This is a genomic window from Naasia sp. (genome assembly GCF_025465545.1).
Lineage (GTDB): Bacteria > Actinomycetota > Actinomycetes > Actinomycetales > Microbacteriaceae > Naasia.
Genome location: NZ_JAODMK010000010.1, coordinates 162,286 through 187,126 on the forward strand (window position 1 = coordinate 162,286; position 24,841 = coordinate 187,126).

At 72.1% G+C, this 24,841-nt stretch carries 24 protein-coding genes; all 24 read right to left on the reverse strand.

Translation table 11 applies throughout. The features are described 5' to 3' along the window. Positions 1-8: 8 nt before the first annotated feature. Positions 9-1,241 carry a tryptophan synthase subunit beta gene (trpB, locus tag JWR33_RS02995; RefSeq protein WP_297409325.1) on the reverse strand — a complete coding sequence of 411 codons (1,233 nt, stop codon included), beginning with the start codon at positions 1,239-1,241 and terminating at the stop codon, positions 9-11. Next, on the reverse strand, positions 1,238-2,008 hold the full coding sequence (trpC, locus tag JWR33_RS03000; protein ID WP_297409376.1) for an indole-3-glycerol phosphate synthase TrpC: 771 nt from the start codon (positions 2,006-2,008) through the stop codon (positions 1,238-1,240). Before trpC ends, trpB begins: the two co-directional genes overlap by 4 nt. Positions 2,009-2,021: 13 nt before the next feature. Beyond that, positions 2,022-2,276: an HGxxPAAW family protein gene (locus JWR33_RS03005; protein WP_297409327.1), complete on the reverse strand. Its 255-nt coding sequence runs from the start codon at positions 2,274-2,276 to the stop codon at positions 2,022-2,024. 9 nt (positions 2,277-2,285) lie between these two features. Next, positions 2,286-3,041, reverse strand: coding sequence for a Trp biosynthesis-associated membrane protein (locus JWR33_RS03010; RefSeq protein WP_297409329.1), 756 nt, complete (start codon positions 3,039-3,041; stop codon positions 2,286-2,288). Between the two features lie 2 nt (positions 3,042-3,043). Next, entirely contained in the window at positions 3,044-4,576 is a 1,533-nt protein-coding gene (locus JWR33_RS03015) for an anthranilate synthase component I (protein ID WP_297409331.1), read from the reverse strand. Beyond that, on the reverse strand, positions 4,569-4,997 hold the full coding sequence (gene hisI, locus JWR33_RS03020; RefSeq protein WP_297409333.1) for a phosphoribosyl-AMP cyclohydrolase: 429 nt from the start codon (positions 4,995-4,997) through the stop codon (positions 4,569-4,571). The genes JWR33_RS03015 and hisI overlap by 8 nt, the downstream gene beginning before the upstream one ends. After that, positions 4,997-5,758 carry an imidazole glycerol phosphate synthase subunit HisF gene (gene hisF, locus JWR33_RS03025; RefSeq protein ID WP_297409335.1) on the reverse strand — a complete coding sequence of 254 codons (762 nt, stop codon included), beginning with the start codon at positions 5,756-5,758 and terminating at the stop codon, positions 4,997-4,999. The genes hisI and hisF overlap by 1 nt, the downstream gene beginning before the upstream one ends. Before the next feature lie 12 nt (positions 5,759-5,770). Continuing rightward, positions 5,771-6,610 (reverse strand): ATP phosphoribosyltransferase, encoded by an 840-nt coding sequence (hisG, locus tag JWR33_RS03030; protein ID WP_297409337.1) that lies wholly within the window; start codon positions 6,608-6,610, stop codon positions 5,771-5,773. 64 nt (positions 6,611-6,674) lie between these two features. Then, a complete protein-coding gene (locus tag JWR33_RS03035; RefSeq protein WP_297409339.1) occupies positions 6,675-6,938 on the reverse strand; it encodes a phosphoribosyl-ATP diphosphatase in 264 nt (87 codons plus the stop codon). A gap of 16 nt (positions 6,939-6,954) precedes the next feature. Beyond that, complete coding sequence (rpe, locus tag JWR33_RS03040) at positions 6,955-7,608, reverse strand: ribulose-phosphate 3-epimerase (RefSeq protein ID WP_297409341.1); 654 nt, start codon at positions 7,606-7,608, stop codon at positions 6,955-6,957. A 9-nt stretch (positions 7,609-7,617) separates the two neighbouring features. Continuing rightward, positions 7,618-9,051: a transcription antitermination factor NusB gene (locus JWR33_RS03045; RefSeq protein WP_297409343.1), complete on the reverse strand. Its 1,434-nt coding sequence runs from the start codon at positions 9,049-9,051 to the stop codon at positions 7,618-7,620. After that, the gene (gene fmt, locus JWR33_RS03050) at positions 9,048-9,980 is read right to left on the reverse strand and encodes a methionyl-tRNA formyltransferase (RefSeq protein WP_297409346.1); all 933 of its coding nucleotides are present in this window, start codon (positions 9,978-9,980) and stop codon (positions 9,048-9,050) included. The genes JWR33_RS03045 and fmt overlap by 4 nt, the downstream gene beginning before the upstream one ends. Before the next feature lie 30 nt (positions 9,981-10,010). Next, a complete protein-coding gene (locus JWR33_RS03055; protein WP_297409348.1) occupies positions 10,011-11,834 on the reverse strand; it encodes a primosomal protein N' in 1,824 nt (607 codons plus the stop codon). Positions 11,835-11,844: 10 nt separating this feature from the next. Next, positions 11,845-13,050: a methionine adenosyltransferase gene (metK, locus tag JWR33_RS03060; protein WP_297409350.1), complete on the reverse strand. Its 1,206-nt coding sequence runs from the start codon at positions 13,048-13,050 to the stop codon at positions 11,845-11,847. Between the two features lie 48 nt (positions 13,051-13,098). Then, positions 13,099-14,292: a bifunctional phosphopantothenoylcysteine decarboxylase/phosphopantothenate--cysteine ligase CoaBC gene (gene coaBC, locus JWR33_RS03065; protein WP_297409378.1), complete on the reverse strand. Its 1,194-nt coding sequence runs from the start codon at positions 14,290-14,292 to the stop codon at positions 13,099-13,101. A 44-nt stretch (positions 14,293-14,336) separates the two neighbouring features. Beyond that, positions 14,337-14,591 carry a DNA-directed RNA polymerase subunit omega gene (gene rpoZ / locus JWR33_RS03070; RefSeq protein ID WP_297409351.1) on the reverse strand — a complete coding sequence of 85 codons (255 nt, stop codon included), beginning with the start codon at positions 14,589-14,591 and terminating at the stop codon, positions 14,337-14,339. A gap of 22 nt (positions 14,592-14,613) precedes the next feature. Continuing rightward, a complete protein-coding gene (gene gmk, locus JWR33_RS03075) occupies positions 14,614-15,507 on the reverse strand; it encodes a guanylate kinase (protein WP_297409379.1) in 894 nt (297 codons plus the stop codon). Further along, complete coding sequence (pyrF, locus tag JWR33_RS03080; RefSeq protein WP_297409353.1) at positions 15,498-16,376, reverse strand: orotidine-5'-phosphate decarboxylase; 879 nt, start codon at positions 16,374-16,376, stop codon at positions 15,498-15,500. Before pyrF ends, gmk begins: the two co-directional genes overlap by 10 nt. Further along, positions 16,366-19,704, reverse strand: a complete 3,339-nt coding sequence (gene carB, locus JWR33_RS03085; protein WP_297409355.1) for a carbamoyl-phosphate synthase large subunit — start codon at positions 19,702-19,704, stop codon at positions 16,366-16,368. The genes pyrF and carB overlap by 11 nt, the downstream gene beginning before the upstream one ends. Next, on the reverse strand, positions 19,704-20,870 hold the full coding sequence (gene carA, locus JWR33_RS03090) for a glutamine-hydrolyzing carbamoyl-phosphate synthase small subunit (protein WP_297367500.1): 1,167 nt from the start codon (positions 20,868-20,870) through the stop codon (positions 19,704-19,706). Before carA ends, carB begins: the two co-directional genes overlap by 1 nt. 3 nt (positions 20,871-20,873) lie before the next feature. After that, a complete protein-coding gene (locus tag JWR33_RS03095; protein WP_297367497.1) occupies positions 20,874-21,464 on the reverse strand; it encodes a hypothetical protein in 591 nt (196 codons plus the stop codon). Beyond that, positions 21,457-22,803, reverse strand: coding sequence for a dihydroorotase (locus JWR33_RS03100; RefSeq protein ID WP_297367494.1), 1,347 nt, complete (start codon positions 22,801-22,803; stop codon positions 21,457-21,459). Before JWR33_RS03100 ends, JWR33_RS03095 begins: the two co-directional genes overlap by 8 nt. After that, complete coding sequence (locus JWR33_RS03105) at positions 22,804-23,754, reverse strand: aspartate carbamoyltransferase catalytic subunit (protein WP_297409357.1); 951 nt, start codon at positions 23,752-23,754, stop codon at positions 22,804-22,806. Beyond that, a complete protein-coding gene (gene pyrR, locus JWR33_RS03110) occupies positions 23,751-24,293 on the reverse strand; it encodes a bifunctional pyr operon transcriptional regulator/uracil phosphoribosyltransferase PyrR (protein WP_297367487.1) in 543 nt (180 codons plus the stop codon). Before pyrR ends, JWR33_RS03105 begins: the two co-directional genes overlap by 4 nt. Between the last annotated feature and the right edge of the window lie 548 nt (positions 24,294-24,841).

A 24,841-nucleotide genomic window follows, 5' to 3' on the forward strand; every position in this document is an offset into this window, starting at 1 on the left:
CGCCGCGGTCACGCCTGCTCCGCCCCGCGGTCGAGGAGGTCGAAGTAGTGGCCGGCGGTCGTCATGTCCTTGTCGCCGCGGCCGCTGAGGTTGACGAGGATGACCGCATCCGGGCCGAGTTCGCGTCCCAGCTCGAGCGCTCCGGCCAGGGCGTGCGCCGACTCGATGGCCGGGATGATGCCCTCCGTGCGGCTGAGCAGCCGCAGGGCCGACATGGCCTCGGCGTCGGTGACGGGACGGTAGCTGGCGCGGCCGATGTCGGCGAGCCAGGCGTGCTCCGGACCCACCCCCGGGTAGTCGAGCCCGGCCGAGATGGAGTGCGACTCCACCGTCTGCCCGTCCTCGTCCTGCAGCAGGTAGCTGCGGGCGCCGTGCAGCACGCCGGGCCTGCCCTTGGTGATGGTCGCCGCGTGCCGCGGGGTGTTCGCGCCGTCGCCCGCCGCCTCGAAGCCGTAGAGGGCGACCTCGGAGTCGTCGAGGAACGCGCTGAAGATGCCCATCGCGTTGCTGCCGCCGCCGACGCAGGCCGCGACCGCGGTGGGCAGCGACCCGGTGAGGGCGATGACCTGCTCCCGAGCCTCGTCGCCGATGATGCGCTGAAGATCGCGCACCATCGCCGGGAACGGGTGCGGGCCGGCCACGGTGCCGAAGATGTAGTTGGTGGTGGAGACGTTCGTGACCCAGTCGCGCATCGCCTCGTTGATGGCGTCCTTCAGCGTGCGGGAGCCGGTGGTGACCGGGATGACCTCGGCGCCGAGCAGGCGCATCCTGGCCACGTTGAGCGCCTGCCGCTCGGTGTCCACCTCGCCCATGTAGACCACGCAGTCGAGGCCGAAGAGCGCGGCGGCGGTGGCCGTGGCGACGCCGTGCTGGCCGGCGCCCGTCTCGGCGATCACGCGGGTCTTGCCGATCCGGCGGGTGAGCAGCGCCTGGCCGAGGACGTTGTTGATCTTGTGCGAGCCGGTGTGGTTGAGGTCCTCGCGCTTCAGCAGGATGCGGGCGCCGCCGGCGTGCTGGGCGAAGCGCGGCACCTCGGTGAGGATGGAGGGCCGGCCGGTGTAGCTGCGGTGCAGCTCGTCGAGCTCGAGCCGGTAGGCGGGATCGGCCTTCGCCTCCTCCCAGGCGAGGGTGAGCTCGTCGAGCGCGGCGACGAGCGGCTCGGGGACGAACCGGCCGCCGTAGGCGCCGAAGTAGGGCCCCGGCAGCTGCAGGGGGGCGGGGGCGGCGTCGTGCTCGGTCATGCTGCGAGGAACTCCTGGAGTGTGGCCACCGGATCTCCGGTGACGAGTGCTTCGCCGACGAGGACCACGTCTGCTCCGGCACGGCGGTAGTGGGCGACGTCGGACGCGGTCCGCACGGCGGACTCGGCGACGCGGATGACGGAGCCCGGGATGCTGTCCGCGAGCCGGCCGAACAGGTCCTGGTCGAGCTCGAAGGTGGAGAGGTCGCGGGCGTTGACGCCGATCACGGCGGCTCCGACGTCGAGTGCCCTGGACACCTCATCGGCGTCGTGGGTCTCGACGAGGGCGGCCATGCCGAGCGACGAGGTGAGCTCGAACAGCCGGGCGAGCCGGGCCTGGTCGAGGGCCGCGACGATCAGGAGCACGAGGTCGGCTCCGGCCGCGCGCGCCTCGAGCACCTGGTACTCGTCCACCAGGAAGTCCTTGCGGAGCACGGGGATCCCGACGGCGGCACGGACCTCGCGGAGGTCGGCGAGCGACCCGCCGAACCGGCGCTCCTCGGTGAGCACGCTGATGGCACTCGCCCCGCCGGTCTCGTAGGAGACGGCGAGCGCCGCCGGGTCGGGGATGTCGGCGAGGCGGCCGCGCGACGGGCTCGCGCGCTTGACCTCGGCGAGGATCTTGACGCGGTCGGCGGGACGCAGGAACTCGAGCACGTCGAGCGCGGGCGGCGCCGCGGCGGCGAGCCGTTCCACCTCGACGAGCGAGACGTCGTCCCGCCGCGTCTGTGCGTCGGCCCGGGCGCCCTCGACCAGTTCGGCGAGCAGGGACACCGGCGCCCTAGCCGTTGTCGGCTTTGGCGGCGTACCGGGACCCGCGCACGCCGTAGCCGAGCTTCGCGAGCACGGCGCCGATCAGCAGGCCGAGGACGACGATGACCGCACCGACCCAGACGAGCCACATGAGCTGGACGTCGTAGGTGGCGTCGAGGAACAGCGCCGCGGTGCCGACGGCGAACCCGATCAGCATGACGACGACGGCGGTCCAGGCGGCGGGCGAGTCCCCATGGCCGGGCTCGGAGTGCTCGTTGCTCATGTGGCGATTCTAGTCGTGCGCGTCGTCGGCCCCGCCCCCGGCCGCCGTCGGATCGCTGCCGGCGCTGAGCGCGTCCCAGGCATCGGCGGCGCGAGCGCCGCGGGTGTCGGCCGGGGCGGATCCCGGATCGGTGGCACGAGACGAGTCCTCGGCAGGCCCGGCAGCGGCTCCGTCGGCGTTCCGGGAATCAGGACCGGCTGGGTTGGCCCCGCGAACGTCGGCAGCACCCGGGTCGGCCGCGTAGCGGCGCCCGGTCCCCGGCCAGCTCCGTGCGGTGACCGTGATCGCCGCGGCGAGGAGCAGCACCAGGGCGCCCGCGACGACGGCGACGGCCGGCCAGGCGCTGACGGCGATGCGGGAGACGAGGTCGGGCACCGACCCGGTGATCCCCGTCGCCGCCGCCACCGCGGTGCCGGCCGCGGAGTCCGGGGAGGCGAGCGCGGGCAGCGGGGAGAGCGCGGCTCCCGCCCCGAGCGCCGCGAGCACGGCCGCGAGGAGGTAGCGCACCGGCCGAGCGGCGATGCTCGCCGCGGCGACGGTCGCAGCGCAGGCGAGGGCGATCCCGTTGAGGGCGGGCGCGGCGTCCGCCCCACGCACCTCGAGGTCCTGGCCGGTCTCCCGGAGCGAGACGGTGAGCCATGGCGCGTTGGCCGCGACCAGCAGGAGGGCCGCCGCGGCGAGCACCCCGAGCAGGATCAGGTACTTGACCCGCCGCCCGTCGCGCCGAACGCCGGGCGGGCCGGCCGGGTCGGCTGCCGGCGGCACGGTCAGCGCACCCGGCGCAGCGCGTTCGCGATCGCGACCGCCCGAAGCGGTGCGGCCGCCTTGTTCTGCGACTCGCGGTACTCGGACTCGGGGTCGGAGTCGGCGACGAGGCCGCCCCCGGCCTGGACCCGGGCGACGCCGTCGGCGAGCAGCGCGGTGCGGATGGCGATGGCGAGGTCGGCGTCCCCCGCGAAGTCGAAGTAGCCGACCACTCCCCCGTAGACGCCGCGCTGCGCGGGCTCGAGCTCGTCGATGATCTGGAGGGCCCGGGGCTTGGGGGCGCCGGACAAGGTGCCTGCGGGAAAGGTGGCGCGGAACACGTCCACCGCGTCGGCGCCGGGGCTGAGGTCACCCTCCACCGACGAGACGAGGTGCATGATGTGGCTGAACCGCTCGATCCGCATGAACTCGGTCACCTCGATGGTTCCGGCGACGCAGACCTTCGAGATGTCGTTGCGGGCCAGGTCGACGAGCATGAGATGCTCGGCCCGCTCCTTGGGATCCGCGGCGAGGCTCTCGGCGAGCTGCGCGTCCTCGTCCGGCGTGGCGCCGCGCGGCTTCGAGCCGGCGATCGGGTGGGTGAACACGCGCCCCTCGCTCACCTTCACGAGCGCCTCGGGCGACGAGCCGACCACGGCGTACGGGGAGCCGTCCGGGCGGGCGAGGCCGAGCAGGTACATGTACGGGCTCGGGTTGAGGGCCCGCAGCACCCGGTAGACGTCGACGGGGGACGCGGTCGCGGGGAGGTCGAACCGCTGCGAGAGCACCACCTGGAAGATGTCGCCTTCGCGGATGTACTCCTTGCTCCTCTCGACGCCGGCGAGGAAGTCCTCGCGCCGGGTGCGCAGGATCGGCGCCGGCACGAGCGCGAAGTCCGCCTCGGCCAGATCGGCGGGGCTCGGCACGGACAGGCGCGCCTGGAGGCCGTCGAGCCGGCGCTGCGCATCGTCCCAGAGAGCGTCCGCGTCGGGGGCTCCGTCGGCGAGGGCCGTCACGACGAGCAGGACCGCGCCGGTCTTGTGATCGACGACCACGAGCTCGGAGACGAAGCTGAGCGCCTGGCCCGGCACGTCGAAGTCGGCCGGCGGAGCGTCGGGCAGGCGCTCGAGCTGGCGGATCGCCTCCCAGCCGATGAAGCCCACGAGGCCGCCGGTGAGCGGGGGCAGCCCGGGGATCCGCGGGGTCCGCCACCGCGCGACCAGCCGGGCGACGGCGTCGAGAGGGGCGCCGAGCGGCTCGCCGCCGAAGGCGCGTTCCGCGTCGATGCCCTCGCCGAGCCAGAGCGGGGCGCCGTCCTGCTCCGTCAGCACCCCGAACGAGGAGACGCCGATGAAGGACCAGCGCGACCAGATTCCGCCCTGCTCCGCAGACTCGAGCAGGAAGGTCCCGGGGCGTGGGTTCCCCTGCGCGTCGGCGGCGAGCTTGCGGTAGATGCCGACCGGCGTCTCCTCGCCGGCGAAGAGCACCCGCACGACGGGCAGCACCCGGTGGTCGGGGACGAGGGCGTCGAACTCGGAGCGGGTGGTGCTAGCCACCGTTCGCCTCCCGCGTCGCGTCGGCGGCCGGCGCGACGTGCGCGGCGGGCCCGCCGAGGACCGGCGCGAGCGGGTCGACGTCGAAGCACGCGTGCGCGCCGGTGTGACAGGCGGGGCCGACCTGGTGCACCGTGACGAGCAGGGCGTCGTCGTCGCAGTCGAGCGCGGCGGCGCGCACGTACTGCACGTTGCCGGAGGTGTCGCCCTTCCGCCAGAGCTCCTGGCGGCTGCGGGACCAGAACGTGACCCGGCCCTCGGACAGCGTCCTGCGGAGCGCCTCGGCGTTCATGTAGCCGAGCATGAGGACCTGGCCGCTGCCCTCCTCCTGGATGACGGCAGGCAGGAGGCCCGCCGAGTCGAAGCTCGCGCGGGCGACCACTGCGTCGATGTCGGCGGCGCGCTCGGGATCCAGGAGGGTCATCAGCGGATCACGATTCCCTTCGCGGCGAGCGCCCGCTTGACGTCGCCGATGGTGAGCTGGCCCGAGTGGAAGACGGACGCGGCGAGCACCGCGTCGGCGCCCGCCTGGACCGCGGGGGCGAAGTGCTCGAGTGCGCCCGCGCCGCCGGAGGCGACGACCGGCACCGTGCTGACGGAGCGCATCGCCTCGATGAGCTCGAGGTCGTAGCCGCTCTTGGTGCCGTCGGCGTCGATCGAGTTGACGAGCAGCTCCCCCGCTCCCCGCTCGATGGCCTCCCGCGCCCAGGCCACGGCGTCGAGGTCGGTGCGGCGGCGGCCGCCGTGGGTCGTGACCACGAAGCCCGAGTCGGTGTGCGCGGCGCGGGTGACGTCGAGGGAGAGGACGACGACCTGGGCGCCGAACCGGTCGGCGATCTCGTCGATCACGGCAGGGCGCGCGATTGCGGCGCTGTTGACGCCGATCTTGTCGGCCCCGCTGGCGAGGAGCCGCGCCACGTCCTCGGCGGAGCGGACTCCCCCGCCCACCGTGAGCGGGATGAAGACCTGCTCCGCGGTGCGGCGGACCACGTCGTACATGGTGTCCCGCTGCTCGGTGGTGGCGGTGACGTCGAGGAACGTCAGCTCGTCGGCGCCCTGTTCGTAGTAGGTGCGCGACAGCTCGACGGGGTCGCCCGCGTCGCGGAGGTTCTGGAAGTTGACGCCCTTGACCACCCGTCCGTTCGCCACGTCAAGGCAGGGGATCACCCGGACGGCGACGCTCATCGCTCGGCCGTCCTAGATCCGGGCGGCGTGGATGGGGCTGACGAGGATCGCGCGCGCGCCGAGCTCGTAGAGGGCATCCATCACCTGGTTCGTGTCGAAGCGCGGCACCATGACCCGCACGGCGACCCACCCCGTGTCGCGCAGCGGCGACACCGTCGGCGACTCCAGTCCGGGCGTGATCACCGATGCCTGGTCGAGGAGCGGCGCGGGCAGGTCGTAGTCCATCAGCACGTACTGGTGGGCCACCATGACGCCCTGCAGCCGGCGGACGAGCACGTCGATGCCGGCGAGCGAGGGATCCGACGCCACGAGGACGGCGCTGGACTCGAGCAGGACGGGGCCGAAGATCTCGAGCCCCTGCTTGCGGAGCGTGCTGCCGGTCTCGACGACGTCGGCCACGGCGTCGGCGACGCCGAGCCGCACGGCGGACTCCACGGCTCCGTCGAGGTGGATGAGCTCGACGCTCACGCCGTTGTCACGGAGGAAGCCGCCGACGAGCCCGGTGTAGCTGGTGGCCACCCGCGCCCCGTTGAGATCCTCCAGCGACGAGAACCGGCCGATGGGTCCGGCGAAGCGGAAGGTGGACGCACCGAAGTCGAGGCCGACCACCTCGCCGGCGGGCGACTCGGAGTCCAGCAGCAGGTCGCGTCCGGTGATGCCGACGTCGAGGGCGCCCGACCCCACGTAGGTGGCGATGTCGCGGGGGCGCAGGTAGAAGAACTCCACGCCGTTGCGCGGATCGGCGACGATGAGCTCCTTGGGGTCGCGGCGCACCGCGTACCCGGCTTCCCGCAGCATCGCTGCCGCGGACTCACTCAGCGTGCCCTTGTTGGGCACTGCGATTCTCAGCATGGCTGCCTTCGGAAGATTGGGGGTGGAGAGGTCCGGCCGGACCGGGGGCGGGGCGCCCGCCGGGTCACAGATGTCGGTAGACGTCCTCGAGAGCGAGCCCCCGGGCGAGCAGCATGACCTGCAGGTGGTAGAGCAGCTGGGAGGTCTCCTCGGCGAGCCGGTCGCCGGACTCGTGCTCGGCCGCCATCCAGACCTCGGCGGCCTCCTCGACGATCTTCTTGCCGATCGAGTGCACACCGGCGTCGAGCTCGGCCACCGTGCCGGAGCCCTCCGGCCGCGCGGCCGCCTTGTCCGCGAGTTCCGCGAACAGCTCGTCGAAGGTCTTCACGGCTCCAGGTTACCGGTCAGCGGGACGCGGCCGTCCGCAGCGCCCGGATCGCCTTCCCCGGGTCGGTGCTGCCGAAGACGCTCGATCCGGCCACGAAGGTGTCGGCGCCGTGCCGGGCGGCGATGCCGATGGTGGCGGTGCTGATCCCGCCGTCGACCTGGAGTCGCAGGTCGCGGCCCTCGCGCTCCGCGGCCGCTGCGACGAGGGCGAGCTTCGGCATCATCCCGTCGAGGAAGGACTGGCCGCCGAAGCCGGGCTCCACCGTCATGACGAGGACCAGGTCGAACTCGGCGAGCCGGTCGAGCCACGGCTCAGCGGGCGTGCCGGGCTTGAGGGCGATGCCGGCCCGGGCGCCGCGGGCCCGGATGGCCCGGGCGGTCGCGACGGCGTCAGCAGCCGCCTCGACATGGAAGGTGACGGATGCCGCTCCCGCGGAGGCGTAGTCGGGCGCCCACCGGTCCGGATCCTCGATCATCAGGTGCACGTCGAGCGGGACGGGGCTCACCTCGGCGAGCCGCTCGACGGTGCCGAGACCGAAGGTGAGGTTCGGCACGAAGTGGTTGTCCATCACGTCGACGTGCACGAGGTCGGCCTCACCGATGCGCAGCACCTCCTGCTCGAGGTTCGCGAAATCGGCGGCCAGGATGCTCGGGTGGATGTACGGCGCCACCGGGCGAGTCTACTGAGGCCGGACCGGCCGGACGTGGCCCCGCTCGCTCTCGCGGACTGCCGCCGGCAGCCCGCCCGCCTTGGTGAGCAGGGCGATGAACATGCCGTCGGTGCCGTGCCGGTGCGGCCAGAGCTGCACCGCGCGGCCCACGCCGGCGTCGCGGAGCGCCCCACCGGTGGCCTCGGCGAGGAGCGCTGCCGTGTCGAGTGCGACGAGCTCGGCATGCCGCTCGAGGGCCGCGGCGACGATCGCCCGCGTCTCGTCGAGGTGCGGCGAGCAGGTGACGTAGGCGAGGAGTCCGCCGGGCTTGAGCGCGCCGAAGGCCGCGTCGAGCAGCTCGGCCTGCAGCGGCGCGAGCGCGGCGACATCGTCCGGCGACTTCCGCCAGCGCGCCTCGGGCCGGCGGCGCAGCGCGCCGAGCCCGGTGCAGGGCGCGTCGAGGAGGATCCGGTCGAAGTAGCCCTCCTCGCCCGTGCCGAACCGGCGGGCGTCGCCGATGACCACCTGGTGCACTCCCGGGACGGCGTCGAGCGCTCCCTGGACGAGCGCCGCCCGGCCGGGGAGCACCTCGTTGGCGAGAAGGGCCGCTCCCCCGAGTGCGGCGTCCGCGGCGAGCACCGCGGCCTTGCCTCCGGGGCCCGCGCACATGTCCAGCCAGCGCTCGCCGAGCGAGACGGGGCGCGAGCGGCTGAGCGCGAGCGCGGCGAGCTGGGAGCCCTCGTCCTGCACGCGGACGGTGCCTGCCCGCACGGCCGGCAGGGCGAGCGGGTCGCCGCTGCTGAGAACCATGCCGAGCGGGGAGAAGTCGGTGGGCAGGAGGCCGACCTCGCTGCGGTCGCCGAGCCCCGGCAGGGCGACGAGGCCGACCTTCGGCGGGGCGTTGTCGGCCTCGAGGAGGTAGGTGAGCTCGGATTCGCGTCCCTCGGCGGCGAGGGCGTTCCGGAACGCCCGGACCACCCAGGCGGGATGGGAGTGCAGCACGGAGAGCCGCTCGTCCTCGCCCTCGGTGCCCTCGAGCACCCGGTTGAGCCACTCCTCCCGGTCCGTGCGGGCGATGGTGCGGAGCACGCCGTTGACGAATCCGCTGCCGGAGCGGACTCCGGACTCCTTCGCCTGCAGCACGGCCTCGTTGACCGCGGCGTGCGGGGCGACGCGCATCGACAGCAGCTGGTGCGCGCCGAGCCGGAGCACGTCCCGGAGCGGCGGGTCGACCCGCGCGATCGGGCGGCCGGAGACCAGCTCGATCACCCGGTCGTAGTAGCCCGAGCGCCGGAGCGTGCCGTAGGTGAGTTCGGTGGCGAGGGCGGCGTCGGCGGTGCTGAGTCCGGCGCGGTGCACGCGCGCCGGCAGCAGCAGGTTGGCGTAGGCGTCCTCCGCCCGGACGGCGCGGATGACCTCGAGCGCGACGCGGCGCGCGGGCTGGACGCGGGGCGCGGCGCTCACGCCTGCTCCAGGTCGGCGCTGAGGGAGGCGACGCCGCCGAGGCCCCGCCACCAGGCGGCCGCCGCCATGGCCCGCCTGCCGCTCGGCTGCACGACCACCAGCTCGACCGGCACGGTCCCAGTGCCGAGCACGACCGAACGGCCGCGGAGGGTGAGTTCGCCCGGGCGGACGCCGGCGCTGTCCCGCGACGGCGCCGCCTCGTGCACCTTGAGCCGCTCACCGGAGAGCATCAGGTAGGCACCCGGCTCCGGCGTCGCGCCGCGCACCCGGTCGAGCACCCGATCGGCGCTCTGGCGCCAGTCGATGGCGCCGTCGAGCAGGGTGAGCTTGGGGGCGAGGGTCGGCTCGCCCTCCTGCGGCACCCCGACCGCGGTGCCGTCCGCGAGGTCGTCGACGACCCGGGCGAGGACGGCGGCGCCCCGCTCGGCGAGGACCCCGAGCAGGTGTCCGGCCGTCTCGTGCCGGCCGATCGTGTGCTCCTCACGGGCGTAGACCGGGCCGGTGTCCATGCCCGCCTCCAACTGGAAGACGCTCACGCCGGTGACCGCGTCGCCCGCGAGCAGGGCGCGCTGCACCGGAGCCGCACCGCGCCAGCGCGGCAGCAGCGAGAAGTGCAGATTGATCCAGCCGAGCCGCGGAACGGACAGCAGGGGCTCGCGCAGGAGCTTGCCGTAGGCCACGACCACGCCGAGGTCCGGCTCGACCGCCGCGAGCGAGGCGCTCACCTCCGCGTCCAGCACGGTCGGTCGCAGCACCGGGAGGGCGAGACGCTCGGCCGCCTCCGCGACCGGCGAGGGGGTGAGCACCCGCTTTCGGCCGAGGGGCGCGTCGGGGCGGGTGAGCACCATTGCGACCTCGTGCTCCCCCGCGGCGAGGGTCCTGAGGCTCGGCACCGCAGGCGACGGAGTGCCGGCGAAGACCAGCCTCATCCTGTCGCCTCCCGCCGTGGCCCGCGCCGCTCAGAGGGCATCGGGGTCGTCCATTCGGACTCTGAGTGTAGGCGGCGGCCGTCGGTCCCGCCCGCTCGAGGCGCGGTCGGCGACGCTCTGGGGGCGGCGGCCGCTTGCGGCCCGGAGGATGCCGGTGCGGAGCACTCCGGCCACTGCCGCGCCGTGGGCGTAGTCGAAGCGGACGACGGTGCGGACCAGGCCGTCGGCCGGCTCGCTGCTGACCACCGTCGCGCCGGCCGCCTCCGCCTCGGCGAGCACCGGCTCGAGCACCCTGCTCGGTCCGGTGAGGGTGGCGACGCGCACGGCGGGAGGAAACCGGAGCTCCCGCCGCTCGGCCACCTCATGGGCGAGGAAGTCGGACTGCCGCCAGGTCGCCACCGCGCGTCCCAGCGGGCCGCCGACCCCGACGAGGTGCACGGGGGCGCCGGGCGCGGCCAGCGAGGCGGCCGCGGACCACCAGCGCAGGCAGTCCTCCGCGACGCGGGCGCTCTCCCGCATCAGCATCCGCTGGCCGTCGAGGAGCAGCACCGCCCGGTAGCCGCCGTCGGCGATCGGCTCGGCGCCCCGAGTGGCGATCACGAGCGCTGGCTGGGCGTCGACGCGTTCGAGCGGCCGCTCGCCGTCGGAGATCAGCACCCGCACCCCGGGGAACGCGCGGCCGAGGTCGTAGGCGGTGCGTCCCGCGTCCGCAGCCATGGGGGTGCCCGCCCGCAGCGCGTCGAGCGCGGCGTTCCCCGGCCGGGCCACCTGCAGCAGAACGGGGCCCTGAAGAACGGCCTCGCTCGCGGCACGCCAGGCGGCCTGTGGGATGCGCGGTGAGCCCGGATCGTCGGGGGTGAGGATCACGTGCGGCGGACGGAGCCGTCGCGGGGCGATCGCGGTGAGCCAGCCCAGCTCCACCAGCCGTTCCGCCGCTGCGGACCGAGCGTGCCCGAGGAGCACGAGGGTGCAGCCTGACTGCTCCTGGCGGACGAGAGCCGCGTCGCGGGCGTGCACGTACGGCGCGAGCTGCTCCCCGAGCAGGGAGTCCCCGTCGTTCCAGACCGCGAGCAGGCCGAGCCGGTGCACCGGGGCGTAGACCGCCGAGCGGTTGCCGACGACGATGCTGGGCCGCTCCTCCAGGGCGGACAGGAAGCCCAGGTAGCGCTCGGGGCCGCTCTGCCTGGCGTCGAGGCGCAGCACGGGACCGGCTCCGGGCAGGGACGCCAGGGCGAGCTGCACCTGGTCCTGGTCCCGATAGTCGGGCAGCACGAGCACCGCGCTGCGGCCCTGGCCCAGCTCGTGCACCGCGAGCCGGGCGAGCGTGAGCGCCCAGGCGCCGATCCAGCCGCCGCCCACCTCCACCAGGCCCGGGATCGCCTCGACGGCGAGGCGGGAGCCGGGCTCGGCGGGGAGGGCGTCGCCGTAGTCGGCGAGCTCGACGACCGGCGGCGGCCCCTCTGGCTCCTCGGGCCGCCGCCCGTTGCGCCAGGCCTTCTCCACCCGCACCTGCCGACGGGGAATCGCGAGGCGCAGAACGTCGCTGGCGCTGCCTGCGGCGCGATCCGCCACGGCGCGGGCCAGAGCGTAGACCTCGGGCGTCAGGACCCGCTGCTCGGAGACGACCGCCTCGATCTCGACCAGCTCGCCGGGCACGTCGCTCGCCTCCGCCGTCTCCACCACGTAGCCGTCGGCGATGCGGCCCGCCCGCCGCAGCGGCACGCGCACCCGGATCCCGGGGACGACGACGCCGCGCAGCCCGTCAGGGATGCGGTAGTCGAACAGGTGGTCGAGCTGCGGGAGCGGGGTGTCGAGGAGCACCCGCGCCACCGAGTGCGTCGCCGGGTCGGGCATGGCGGCGGGGTCAGACCCCGGCTGCGCTGCGCAGGTCGTCGACCCGGTCGAGGCGCTCCCAGCTGAAGCCGGGCAGCTCGCGGCCGAAGTGCCCGTAGGTGGCGGTGCGGGCATAGATCGGGCGGAGCAGGTCGAGGTCGCGGATGATCGCGGCCGGCCGCAGGTCGAACACGTCGCGGATGGCGCGGATGATGTCCTCGTCCGGCAGGGTGCCGGTGCCGAAGGTCTCGACGTAGAGCCCGACCGGAGCGGAACGGCCGATCGCGTAGGCGACCTGCACCTCGAGACGGTCGGCGAGCCCGGCGGCGACCGCGTTCTTGGCCACCCAGCGCATGGCGTAGGCGGCGGAGCGGTCCACCTTCGACGGGTCCTTGCCGCTGAAGGCGCCGCCGCCGTGCCGCGATGCCCCACCGTAGGTGTCGACGATGATCTTGCGCCCGGTGAGGCCCGCGTCGCCCTTCGGCCCGCCGATCTCGAAGCGGCCGGTGGGGTTGATGATGAGCCGCACCTGCGATGTGTCGAGGGCGGTGCGCTCGAGGATCGGCCGGATCACGGTCTCGGCGACCTCGGCCCGGAGCCGCTCGGTCTCCACCGACGGCGCGTGCTGGGTGGACAGCACGATGGTCTCCACGCTGCGCGGCGTCTGTCCCTCGTAGCCGACAGTGACCTGGGTCTTGCCGTCGGGCCGGAGGTAGTCGAGGACGCCGTCGCGCCGCACCTCCGCCAGCCGCTCCGCGAGCCGGTGCGCGAGCCAGATGGGCACCGGCATGAGCTCGGGCGTCTCGCGGGTGGCGAAGCCGAACATGATGCCCTGGTCGCCCGCGCCGAGCAGGTCGAGGTCGTCGAGCTGCGCCGCTCCTGCACCGCCCTCCCGCACCTCCTGGGCGCGATCGACGCCCTGGGCGATGTCCGGGGACTGCGCGCCGATCGACACGGACACGCCGCAGCTCTCCGCGTCGAAGCTCTTCTCGGACGAGTCGTAGCCGATCTCGCGGATCTTGCGCCGCACGATGCCGGGGATGTCGGCGTAGCCCTTCGTGGTCACCTCGCCGGCCACGTGCACGAGCCCGGTGGTGACGAGGGTCTCGACGGCGACCCGGCTGGTCGGGTCCTGCTCCAGCAGCGCGTCGAGGATCGAATCGGAGATCTGGTCGCAGATCTTGTCCGGGTGTCCCTCGGTGACCGACTCGGACGTGAAGAGGCGCAGTGCAGCCATGGGCGCTCCAACGGTAGACGGGGATACGGGGGCTCCGGAAAGCCGCTCTCAGACGAGGACGTCGAGTATCCGATGGGCCACCGACAGCTTGTCGCCCGCGGCCTCCCCCACTATAGAGCCGGCCCGATCCAGCACCGTGACAGCGTTACGTCCCGTGCCGAAGCCCTCCTGCCAGCCCACCCGGTTGACCACCAGATAGTCGACACCCTTGCGCTCGGCCTTGGCCCGGGCGAGCGCGAGGAGTGCCTGATCGTCCTGCTCCGTCTCGGCGGCGAAGCCGACCACGACCTGCCCGCCCGGCCGCCGGGGGGCAAGAGTGCCGGAGGTGAGGCCGGCCAGGAGGTCGGGATTGCGGATGAGTCGCAGGGCGAACTCGTCCCCCATCGACTCCTTCTTGAGCTTGCTGTCGGCCACCTCGGCTGGCCGGTAGTCGGCGACCGCGGCGGCCATGATCACGATGTCCGCCTCGGCTGCGGCGTCCGCCACGGCGGCGGCGAGCTCGGCTGTGGTCTCGACAGTGCGCAGCGCCACGCCGTGCGGAGCGGGCACCTCGAGGTGCGCCGCGAGCAGGGTCACCTGCGCGCCGCGGTCTCGCGCGGCCTCCGCCAGCGCGACTCCCTGGGCCCCGCTCGACCGGTTGCCGAGGAAGCGCACCGGGTCGAGGGGCTCGCGGGTGCCGCCCGCGGTGATGAGGACGCGACGGCCCGCGAGATCCTGGGGAAGGAGCACGGCGAGAGCAGCCGCGACGATGTCGTCCGGCTCGGCCATCCGGCCCGCACCCGAGTCCTGGCCGGTGAGCCGGCCGGAGGCGGGACCGACGATGTGCACGCCTCGCTCGCGGAGCACCGCGACGTTGGCGACGGTCGCCGGGTTCTCCCACATCTCGGTGTGCATCGCGGGCGCCACCACCAGGGGGGCGGAGCTGGCGAGGACCGTGTTGCCGAGCAGGTCGTCGGCGATGCCGGCCGCCAGCTTGGCCAGCGTGTTCGCGGTGGCGGGGGCGATCACGATCAGGTCGGCGGACTGGCCGATCGACACGTGCCGCACCTCGGCGACGCCCTCGTAGAGGTCGGTCCAGACCGGGTTGCGGCTGATCGCCTCGAGGGTGGGCCTGCCGACGAAGCGCAGGGCGGCCTCGGTCGCCACCACGTGCACATCATGACCCGCGAGCACGAAGCCGCGCACGACGCCCACCGCCTTGTAGGCGGCGATGCCCCCGGAGATGCCGACGACGACGCGCAGTCGCGCGTCGTCGTCGGGCCGGGTCATCGGGAAGGCAGTGCCCGTCAGAGGGCGCGCATCTCCAGCTTGTCGTCGTTGATCTCACGCAGGGCGACGGACAGCGGCTTGTCCTCGATCGAGGAGTCGACCAGCGGGCCGACGTTGTCGAACAGGCTGCCTTCGTGCAGGTCGGCGTAGTAGTCGTTGATCTGGCGCGCGCGCTTGGACGCGAAGAGGACGAGGGCGTACTTCGAGTCCACCTTGCTGAGCAGGTCGTCGATCGGCGGATCGATGATTCCTGCGGACTTGTTGCTGGTCATGGGAGTCCTCTCAGTCGCGCGGCTAGTCGCCGGGCGAAGTCGGCATCAAGTCTACGACCTCGCGGGCCGCGGTGGCCACGTCCGAGTTCACGACTTTGTAGTCGAACTCGTCCTGGGCGGCCAGCTCGACCTTCGCGGTCTGCAGCCGGCGGTCCTGCTCGTCGCCGTCCTCGGTGCCTCGGCCGGTCAGCCGGCGCACCAGCTCGTCCCAGCTGGGCGGCAGCAGGAAGACCAGGCGCGCCTCGGGGAACGCCTCCCGCACCTGGCGTGCGCCCTGCAGGTCGATCTCGAGGAGCACGCTCTTGCCGCTCGCGAGGGCCTGCATGATCGGCGCCCGCGGGGTGCCGTAGCGGAAGGCGTTGTGCACCGTCGCCCACTCGAGGAACTCCCCTGCCTCGATCATCTGGTCGAACCGGGCGTCGTCCACGAAGTAGTAGGTGACGCCCTCGATCTCGCCGGGCCGCGGCGGGCGGGTGGTCGCACTGACGGAGAGGAGGACCTCGGGGTGATTGTCCCGGATGTGCGCGGAAACGGTGCCCTTGCCCACGGCGGTGGGACCGGCGAGCACCACGAGTGCGCCCGGCTCGATCTTGCGCTTCTGGCGCTCGGTGAGGAACTCGCGCAGGCGCTTCCTCTGATGGATGCCGAGTCCGCCCACCCGCTTGGACGGCGAGATGCCGAGCTCGCTCATGATCCGCGCGGTGCGGGTGGGCCCGAGCCACGGGATGCTGCCGATGAGCTCGCTCACCCGGAGGGTCGCCTCGGCCGGGTTCTCCGGCGAGGCGGCGTCGAGCACCTCGCTGGCCGTTCGCTCGCCGCTCGCGATCTGGCGCTTCACCTCTGCCCTGGCGCGCCGGGCCGCGACTGCGGCGCGGGAGCCGGCGATCCGGTCGACCTCGGGAGGTTTCACGCGTATGCCTCGGCGAGGTGGCGCACCTGCGCGTCGATGCTGTCCCGGATGCCGTCGCCGCCTGCGGCGAGGATGCTGCGGGAGGCGGTGACGATGGCCTGGTCGGCGGCGACACCGAAGATCTCGCGGACCGAGCCGAAGTCCGCGCCCTGGTAGCCGAACCCGGGGGCGAGGATCGGTGCGGCGGGCGTCTCGGAGAGCTCCTGGAGGTCGATGCCCACCTTGGCGAAGTCGACCGTGGCGCCGAGGACGACGCCGATCGAGCCGAGGCGGTGCCCGGAGTTGTGCTCCTGGTTCCAGCCGACCACGCGCGAGGCGAGCCCGCCCGCCACCGTCTTGCCGACCTGCGTCTCGATCTGGATGATCGAGGTCTGCACGGCCATGGCCTCGGGGTTCGAGGTCGCCGAGAGCACCAGGAGCCCCTTGCCGGCGTTCTGGGCGAACTCGAGCGGCGCGGCCAGCGCGCCGAAGCCCTGGTAGGCGCTGATCGTCATGGCGTCCGCCTCGAGGGGCGAGCCGGGGCTCAGCCACGCCTCGGCGTAGGCCTCGAGCGTCGAGCCGAGGTCGCCGCGCTTGACGTCCGCGATGACCACGAGTCCGGCCTTGCGCGCCTCGACCAGCACGTCCTCGAGCACTCGATAGCCGATCGAGCCGAACTTCTCGTAGAAGGCAACCTGGGGCTTCACGATGCCGACGCGGCCCACACAGGCCTCGACGACCCGCAGCCCGAACTCGTGGGCGCCGACCGCGCTGAGCGGCAGGCCCCACTCCTTGAGCAGGTACTCGTGCGGATCGATCCCGACACAGAGGTGGCCGTAGGCGTCGAAGGCGGCCGCCAGCCGATCGCCGAACGGCGTCGGGATTTCAGCGGTCATCTTCAGCGCGCTCCTTCCGGTTTGAGATCCCCGCGGCCCCAGCGGAGGCGGCGCGCTGATCAGCGTATTCCTGCAGGGACGTGACTTCGAATCCTGACCGTATCGCCTCGATGGAGGCCACCGCCGCCGCGAGCTGCGCGATGGTGGTGAAGAGGGGCTTGTCCCCCGCGACGGCGGCGGCCCGGATCTCGTAGCCGTCCGCCCGGGCGGCACCCCCGCTGGGGGTGTTGATGACCACGTCGACCTTTCCGGTCGCGATGAGATCGACGATGGTCGGCGCTCCTCCACCGCTCGCACGCTCGCTGTGCTTGGGCACCACGCCCGCCTCGATGCCGTTGCGGCGCAGCACCTCGGCGGTGCCCTCGGTGGCGAGCAGCGCGAAGCCCAGCTGGGACAGCCGCAGCATCGGGAGGATGATCGCGCGCTTGTCGCGGTCGGCGACCGACACGAACACGGTGCCGGTCGCGGGCAGCCCCCCGTATGCGGCCTCCTGGCTCTTGGCGAAGGCTCGCGGGAAGTCGCGGTCGATGCCCATCACCTCGCCGGTGGAGCGCATCTCGGGGCCGAGCAGGGAGTCGACGACCCGGCCGTCCTTCGTGCGGAAGCGCTTGAAGGGCAGCACCGCCTCCTTGACGGCGACGGGCGAGTCGCTCGGCACGCGGGACCCGTCGCGCTCGGGCAGCATTCCGGACGCGATCAGCGAGGAGATGCTCTCGCCCACCATGAGCAGGGAGGCCGCCTTGGCCAGCGGGATGCCGAGCGCCTTGGAGACGAACGGGACGGTCCGGGACGCGCGCGGGTTGGCCTCGAGCACGTAGAGGACGCCGGCGCCGACGGCGAACTGCACGTTGAGCAGGCCGCGGACCCCGATCCCCTCGGCGATCGCGAGCGTCGCGTCGCGGACCCGGTCGATGACGCCGCGGCCGAGGGTCACGGGCGGCAGGGTGCAGCTCGAGTCGCCGGAGTGGATGCCGGCCTCCTCGATGTGCTCCATGATCCCGCCGATGTAGAGCCGCTCGCCGTCGTAGAGGGCGTCGACGTCGATCTCGATGGCGTCGTCGAGGAACCGGTCGACGAGCAGCGGATGGGTGGGGCCGACGATGCCCTGACCCTCGATGCGGCGGAAGTAGTCCTCGAGGGAGGCGCCGTCGTAGACGATCTCCATGCCGCGGCCGCCGAGCACGTACGAGGGCCGCACGAGCACCGGGTAGCCGATGCCGTCGGCCACCGCGAGGGCGCCCGTTACGTCGGTCGCCGTGCCGCTCTTGGGCGCGACGAGACCCGCGTCGCGGAGGATGCCGGCGAAGAGTCCGCGCTCCTCCGCGAGGTCGATGGCCGAGGGGGTGGTGCCGAGGATCGGCACGCCGGCCGCCTCGAGCCCCTTGGCCAGGCCGAGCGCGGTCTGACCGCCGAGCTGCACGACGACGCCGACGATCTCCCCGCTCTGCTCCTCGGCGTGGATCACCTCGAGCACGTCCTCGAGCGTGAGCGGCTCGAAGTAGAGGCGGTCCGACGTGTCGTAGTCCGTCGACACCGTCTCGGGGTTGCAGTTGATCATGATGGTCTCGTAGCCGGCGGCAGACAGCGCGAACGCCGCGTGCACGCACGAGTAGTCGAACTCGACGCCCTGGCCGATCCGGTTCGGGCCGGAGCCGAGGATCACGACCTTCCGGCGGTCGCTCGCCGCCACCTCGGTCTCCTCCTCGTAGGACGAGTAGTGGTACGGGGTGAGTGCGGGGAACTCGCCCGCACAGGTGTCGACCGTCTTGTAGACGGGCCGGACGCCGAGGGCGTGCCGGGCGGTTCGCACCACGGCCTCGTCGAGATCCCGCAGCTGCCCGATCTGGATGTCCGAGAAGCCGTGCTCCTTGGCGAGCCGCAGCACGTCCTCGTCCAGCTCGCCGGCTGCCGCGATCTCGGCGGCGACCTCGTTGATCAGCACGATCTGGTCGAGGAACCAGGGGTCGATGCCCGTGACGGCATGCAGCTGCTCGACGGTCGCGCCGGCGAAGAGCGCGCGCTGGACGGTGACGATGCGGCCGTCTGTCGGGATCTCGGCGCGCTCGATCAGCTCGTCGACGGACTCGACCACGCTCTCCCAGGAGAACGAGGAGCCGCGCTTCTCGAGCGAGCGCAGCGCCTTCTGCAGGGCGGTGGTGTAGTTGCGCCCGATGGCCATCGCCTCGCCCACCGACTTCATCGTGGTGGTGAGCCGGGGATCGGCTGCCGGGAACTTCTCGAACGCGAAGCGGGGCACCTTCACCACGATGTAGTCGAGCGTCGGCTCGAAGCTGGCCGGGGTGACCCGGGTGATGTCGTTGGGGATCTCGTCGAGGCGGTAGCCGATGGCGAGCTTCGCGGCGATCTTCGCGATCGGGAAGCCCGTCGCCTTGCTGGCCAGGGCGCTCGACCGGGACACCCGAGGGTTCATCTCGATGACGATCACCCGGCCGGTCGAGGGCTCGACGGCGAACTGGATGTTGCAGCCGCCGGTGTCCACGCCGACCGCGCGGATGATGTCGATGCCGATGTCGCGGAGGTTCTGGTACTCGCGGTCGGTGAGGGTGAGCGCGGGGGCGACCGTGATCGAGTCGCCGGTGTGCACGCCGACCGGGTCGACGTTCTCGATGGAGCAGACGACCACCGTGTTGTCGGCGGTGTCGCGCATCATCTCGAGCTCGTATTCCTTCCAACCGAGGATGGACTCCTCCAGGAGTACCTCGGTGGTCGGGCTCTGGTGCAGGCCGTCACCGACGATGCGGCGCAGCTCTTCTTCGGTGTAGGCGAAGCCGGAGCCGAGGCCGCCCATGGTGAAGGAGGGGCGCACGACCAGCGGGTAGCCGAGGTCCTCGGCGAAGCCGACGGCCTCTTCGACGGTGTGGGCGATGTAGGACTTGGCCACATCCGCGCCGGCGTCGAGAACCAGCTGCTTGAAGATCTGGCGGTCTTCACCCTTCTGGATGGCCTCGAACTTCGCGCCGATGAGCTCGACGTTGTACTTGGTGAGGATCCCGCGCTCGTGCAGGGCGATCGCCGCGTTGAGGGCCGTCTGGCCGCCCAGGGTCGGCAGGATCGCATCCGGGCGTTCCTTGGCGATGATGGTCTCGAGGATCTCCGGGGTGATCGGCTCGATGTACGTCGCGTCCGCGAAGTCGGGGTCGGTCATGATGGTGGCCGGGTTGGAGTTGACCAGGATCACCCGGACGCCCTCTTCGCGGAGGACCCGGCTTGCCTGGGTGCCGGAGTAGTCGAACTCGCAGGCCTGGCCGATCACGATCGGGCCCGATCCGATGACGAGGACGCTGTTGATATCGTCGCGCTTAGGCATTACTTGGCGTCTCCTGCTCCGGCGGCCGCGTGCGCGACCACCACATCCCTGAACCTGTCGAAAAGATAGTTGGCGTCGTGCGGGCCGGACGCGGACTCCGGGTGGTACTGCACCGAGAAGGCCGGAATGTCCAGGCACCGGATGCCCTCGACCACTTGGTCGTTGAGGCTGTAGTGGCTGACCTCGACCTTGCCGAAACCGGTCTTGGACTCGTGCACGCCCTCGATGGGCATGTCGACGGCGAAGCCGTGGTTCTGCGAGGTGATCTCCACCCGGCCGGTGGCCTTGTCGAGCACCGGCTGGTTGATGCCGCGGTGACCGAACGGCAGCTTGTACGTGCCGAAGCCGAGGGCGCGGCCGAGTAGCTGGTTGCCGAAGCAGATGCCGAAGTACGGCACGCCGGCACGGAGCACCTCCTGCAGCAGCGTGACGTGGGCGTCGCTGGCGGCCGGGTCGCCGGGGCCGTTCGAGAAGAACAGCGCAGACGGCTTGAGGGACAGCACGTGCTCGGCGGTGACCGACTGCGGCAGCACGAACACCTCGAAGCCGCGTTCGGCCAGGTAGTTGAGCGTGGACGTCTTCACGCCGAGGTCGAGAACGGCGACCGAGCCGATGCGCTCGCCCGTGGCCGGCAGCGAGTACGGCTCGACGGTCGAGACATCGTCGGACAGGTTGCGGCCGCGCATGCTGGCGCCGCCGCGGACGAGTTCGAGCTGTTCGCTCTCGGAGATGTCGTATCGGTCCCCGGAGAAGATGCCGCTGCGCATGGCGCCCTTTGAACGGATGTGCCGGGTGATGGCGCGGGTGTCGATACCGCTGATGCCCACGATGTCGTGGGATTCCAGCTCGGCTTCGAGGGTGCGCTGGGAGCGGAAGTTGGAGGGCACGCGGGCGGGCTCGCGAACCACGAAACCGGCAACCCAGATGCGGCTGGATTCCATGTCTTCGTCGTTGGCCCCGGTATTGCCGATGTGCGGGGCCGTCATGAGGACGATCTGGCCGGCGTAGGACGGGTCGGTGAGCGTCTCCTGGTAGCCGGTCATGCCGGTGGCGAAGACGATCTCGCCCAGCGTCTGTCCTTGGCGGCCGTAGGCACGTCCCACGTAGCGGGTGCCGTCTTCGAGGACGAGCACGGCCGGAGCCGGGGTGGATGTTGGGTAGCTCACGGGCTACACCTCACTTTCTTCGGTGCCGATTGTTCTGGTGCCGGCTGTGCCGGGCGCGCTGGGCGCGAGTGATCGAATGGCCTCGCTGATCGCAGTGCGATCGGCGGGGTCGCTGAATCGGAAATAGCTGTCGACGCTGGCGGGCGCGGCAGTCGAGTCTGGGTCCGGGCTGGAGGGGGCGGAGCTCGAGGGGGCGAGCCGCCAGCCCAGGAGTAGCAGGCCGCCGGGCTCGACGGCGCGATCGATGGCCCAGGTGGCGTCGGTGACCCGCTCCACGGCGGCCGCGGGGATGAACAGTGCAGGTGAGCCGGCGAGTTCGAGCAGCACACCGTGTTCGGTGACGGAGACGCCACCGCGGGCGCGGAAGCCCAGCCCGGGGATTGCCAGGCGCTCCAGCGGCGCATCCCTCGGTGTCGTGGCGACGTAGAGGGCCGCTGCGGAGGCCAGTTCCCGGCCCGGTTCGGTGGGCGAAGGGTAGCCTGCGGGCAAGCCGGCATCCCGGGTGCTGCGGCGGCGCCAGGAGCGCAGCATCAGAGCGAGGATGCCGAGCAGCACCAGGACGGTGATGATCGTGGCAACGGTGCGGCTACTCATGACGACCCCCGGTCACGGTGGCCCGTGCGGCACTGATCTGCGCGGTGCTCTGCAGGGCGCCGCCCAGCACGGTGGCGTAGCCACGGTGGAAGGTCGCCATCACCTGACCGGGCAGCGTCATCTCGAGGTACGGCGAGTTCACGCCCTTGCCGACGAGATTTTCCCGGCCGAAGACGCGGCGGGCGCTCGGGTCGTAGAGGGTCAGTTCGGCGGGCCCGCCCACGGCGAGCGGCCGGCCCTGACCCTGGATGCGGCCGATCCGGGCGGGAACGCTCGACATGACCCGCACCAGGTCGCCCCAGTTCAGGTAGCCGGTGTCGACGAGGGCGGCGTGTGCCACCGACAGTGCGGATTCGAGTCCGACCATGCCGTTGGCGGCGGCGCCCCACTCGCAGTCCTTCGACTCGATCGGGTGCGGCGCGTGGTCGGTGGCGATGATGTCGATCGTGCCGTCCTTGACGCCCTGGCGCAGGGCTTCGACGTCCTCGCGGCGGCGGAGCGGCGGGTTCACCTTGTACCGGGCGTCGTAACCGGCGACCAGTTCCTCGGTGAGCAGCAGGTGGTGCGGCGTAACCTCTGCGGTCACGTTGATGCCGCGGGCCTTGGCCCAGCGCACCACATCGACGGCTCCGGCGGTGGAGAGGTGGCAGACATGCAGGCGGGAACCGACGTGTTCGGCCAGCAGTACGTCGCGGGCGATGATCGATTCCTCGGCCACGGCCGGCCAGCCGGTGAGGCCGAGCTCGCTGGACAGGGCGCCTTCGTTCATCTGGGCGCCGACGGTGAGGCGGGGCTCCTGCGAGTGCTGGGCGACGACGCCGTCGAAGGCCTTGACGTACTCAAGCGCCCGGCGCATCAGCAGCGGGTCGGAGACACAGAACCCGTCGTCGGAGAAGACCCGCACGCTGGCGCGGCTGGCGGCCATCGCGCCCAGTTCGGCCAGGCGTTCGCCCGCGAGCCCCACGGTGACGGCGCCGATCGGTTGCACGGTGACGTAGCCGGCGCTCTCCCCCAGGGCGAGCACCTGCTCGACGACGCCGGCGGTGTCCTGCACCGGTGAGGTGTTGGCCATCGCGAACACGGTGGTGTAGCCGCCGATGGCGGCGGCCTGGCTGCCCGTGAGCACTGTTTCGCTCTGCTCGTAGCCGGGCTCGCGCAGGTGCGTGTGCAGGTCGACCAGGCCGGGGAGGGCGAGCAGGCCGTCGGCGTCGATCACGGTGGCGCCGGCGTCGGAGAGCCGGGAGCCCATGTCATCGATTCGGCCGTCGGACAGGAGCAGGTCGGTGCTGGTTCCGTCGCTGAGCTGGGCTCCGCGCAGAAGGAAACGTTCGGTCGACATTCAGTGGTCCTCTCGGTCGCCGGAAAGCAACAGGTACAGCGCCGCCATCCGGACGGAGACCCCGTTCGCGACCTGTTCGCGCACTGTGGACCGGTCAGAATCGGCTGCGGCGGAGGAGATCTCCAGGCCGCGATTCATCGGTCCGGGGTGCATGACAATGCTATGCGACGAGAGCCGGGCGAAGCGTTCGTCGTCCAGGCCCCAGCGGCGGGAGTATTCCCGGCTGTTCGGGAAGAACGCGGCGTTCATGCGCTCGGCCTGGATGCGCAGCATCATCACGACGTCGGGGCCGGCGTCGATGGCCGCGTCCAGGTCGTACCCGATGGTGGCCGGCCACGCCGTCGTGTCGGAGGGCACCAGGGTGGGCGGGGCGATGAAGGTAACGTGCGCTCCGAGGGTGTCCAACAGCCACAGGTTGGAGCGGGCGACCCGGGAGTGCAGGATGTCGCCGACGATGGTGACGCTGACACCGTCGAGGGCGCGGCCGCGGGACGCGGCGCCGTGCAGGCGGCGGCGGATGGTGAGCGCGTCGAGCAGCGCCTGGGTGGGGTGCTCGTGGGTGCCGTCGCCGGCGTTGATGATGCCGGCGTCGATCCAGCCGCTGCCGGCGAGCACCTGCGGGGCGCCCGAGGCGGGGTGGCGGATGACGACACCGTCGGCGCCCATCGCGGCTAGCGTCTGCGCGGTGTCCTTGAGGCTCTCCCCCTTGGAGACGCTCGAGCCCTTGGCGCTGAAGTTGATCACGTCGGCGCTGAGGCGCTTCGCGGCGGCCTCGAAGGAGATGCGGGTGCGGGTGGAGTCTTCGAAGAAGAGGTTGACCACGGTTTTGCCGCGGAGGGTGGGCAGCTTCTTGACCTCGCGGTTGGCCACATCCGCCATGTCCTCGGCGATGTCGAGCAGCGCGATGGCTTCGGTGCGTCCGAGCGACTTGGTGGAGAGCAGGTGCCTCACTCTGTACCTCCTTCGATGCTGACGAATTCGTCGCCGTCGATCTCGGTGACATGCACGTTGATGCGCTCGTGGGAGGCACTGGGCAGGTTCTTGCCCACGAAATCGGCGCGGATCGGCAGCTCTCGGTGGCCGCGGTCGACCAGTACGGCGAGCCGGACGACGCCGGGCCGGCCGTGGTCGCCGAGCGCGTCGAGGGCCGACCGAATCGTGCGACCGGAGTAGAGCACGTCATCGACGAGCACCACCGTGGCGCCGTCGATGCTGCCCGGGACCTGGGTCGGCGACGGGGTGCGGGTGCGGGTGTGGGCGAGGTCGTCGCGGTACATCGTCACGTCCAGCGAGCCGACTCGCACAGCGGCGGAGCCGGGCTCGATGCGCTGGATGATCGCGGCTATGCGCTGGGCGAGGGCCACTCCCCGAGTGGGGATGCCCAAGATGACCAGGTTCTCGCTTCCTCGATTGGACTCCAGGATCTCGTGGGAGATCCGAGTCAATGCTCGGGTGATGTCAGCCTGGGTGAGCACGGTGCGCTCCGTCAAACCAACCTCCTTTCCCGTCTCACAGGACGGCTCTTAAAGTCGGTTTTCTTACCGCGGAAAAGCCTACCATTGCGTTCCGGGCATCCGCTCGCGCTGCCGTGCGAGCCGCACCTGAACCGGTTCCCTTGGGGATGCCCGTTCCTGCGTCCAGGGCCGGCTCGCGGGGTCTACTCCGACAGCTCAGCACGCCGAAGCTCGACCAGCGGATTGTGGCGATCCGTAGGTCGCCTCGCGGGGTCTCGACCAGCTCGACCGGCGGACTGGTCGCGCCCCGTAAGTCCGCTCGCTCCGCCGGTCGAGCTCGTCGAGACCTCGTGACGTGCGTGCGTGTCGCACCCCTACGCCGGTCGAGCTCGACGAGACCTCGTTTCGTGCGCGCCTGTCGCGTGCCTCGTCAAGACCGCAGCTGGGCGTTAGAACGGCGGGTTCTCCGGGACCGGTGCTGTCGGGTGGCGTGTGGGCTGGTGCCGCGGCATCAGGTAGCTGTCGTCCGCGGGTTGCTTCCTCGTTGTCGGTCCCACGGTCGGCGGTTGGGGCCGGGGTGGGCC

Coding starts and splice junctions, on each gene's coding strand:
- hisI (WP_297409333.1), bottom strand. CDS start 4,997: ATGACCCTCCTGGATCCCGAGCGCGCCGCCGACATCGACGCAGTGGTC.
- rpoZ (WP_297409351.1), bottom strand. CDS start 14,591: ATGACCAGCAACAAGTCCGCAGGAATCATCGATCCGCCGATCGACGAC.
- hisF (WP_297409335.1), bottom strand. CDS start 5,758: ATGAGCGTCGCCGTCCGGGTGATCCCCTGCCTTGACGTGGCGAACGGA.
- hisG (WP_297409337.1), bottom strand. CDS start 6,610: ATGCTGAGAATCGCAGTGCCCAACAAGGGCACGCTGAGTGAGTCCGCG.
- metK (WP_297409350.1), bottom strand. CDS start 13,050: ATGGCTGCACTGCGCCTCTTCACGTCCGAGTCGGTCACCGAGGGACAC.
- fmt (WP_297409346.1), bottom strand. CDS start 9,980: ATGAGGCTGGTCTTCGCCGGCACTCCGTCGCCTGCGGTGCCGAGCCTC.
- JWR33_RS03095 (WP_297367497.1), bottom strand. CDS start 21,464: ATGAGTAGCCGCACCGTTGCCACGATCATCACCGTCCTGGTGCTGCTC.
- JWR33_RS03005 (WP_297409327.1), bottom strand. CDS start 2,276: ATGAGCAACGAGCACTCCGAGCCCGGCCATGGGGACTCGCCCGCCGCC.
- pyrF (WP_297409353.1), bottom strand. CDS start 16,376: ATGACCGCTGAAATCCCGACGCCGTTCGGCGATCGGCTGGCGGCCGCC.
- carB (WP_297409355.1), bottom strand. CDS start 19,704: ATGCCTAAGCGCGACGATATCAACAGCGTCCTCGTCATCGGATCGGGC.
- JWR33_RS03100 (WP_297367494.1), bottom strand. CDS start 22,803: ATGTCGACCGAACGTTTCCTTCTGCGCGGAGCCCAGCTCAGCGACGGA.
- trpB (WP_297409325.1), bottom strand. CDS start 1,241: ATGACCGAGCACGACGCCGCCCCCGCCCCCCTGCAGCTGCCGGGGCCC.
- JWR33_RS03055 (WP_297409348.1), bottom strand. CDS start 11,834: ATGCCCGACCCGGCGACGCACTCGGTGGCGCGGGTGCTCCTCGACACC.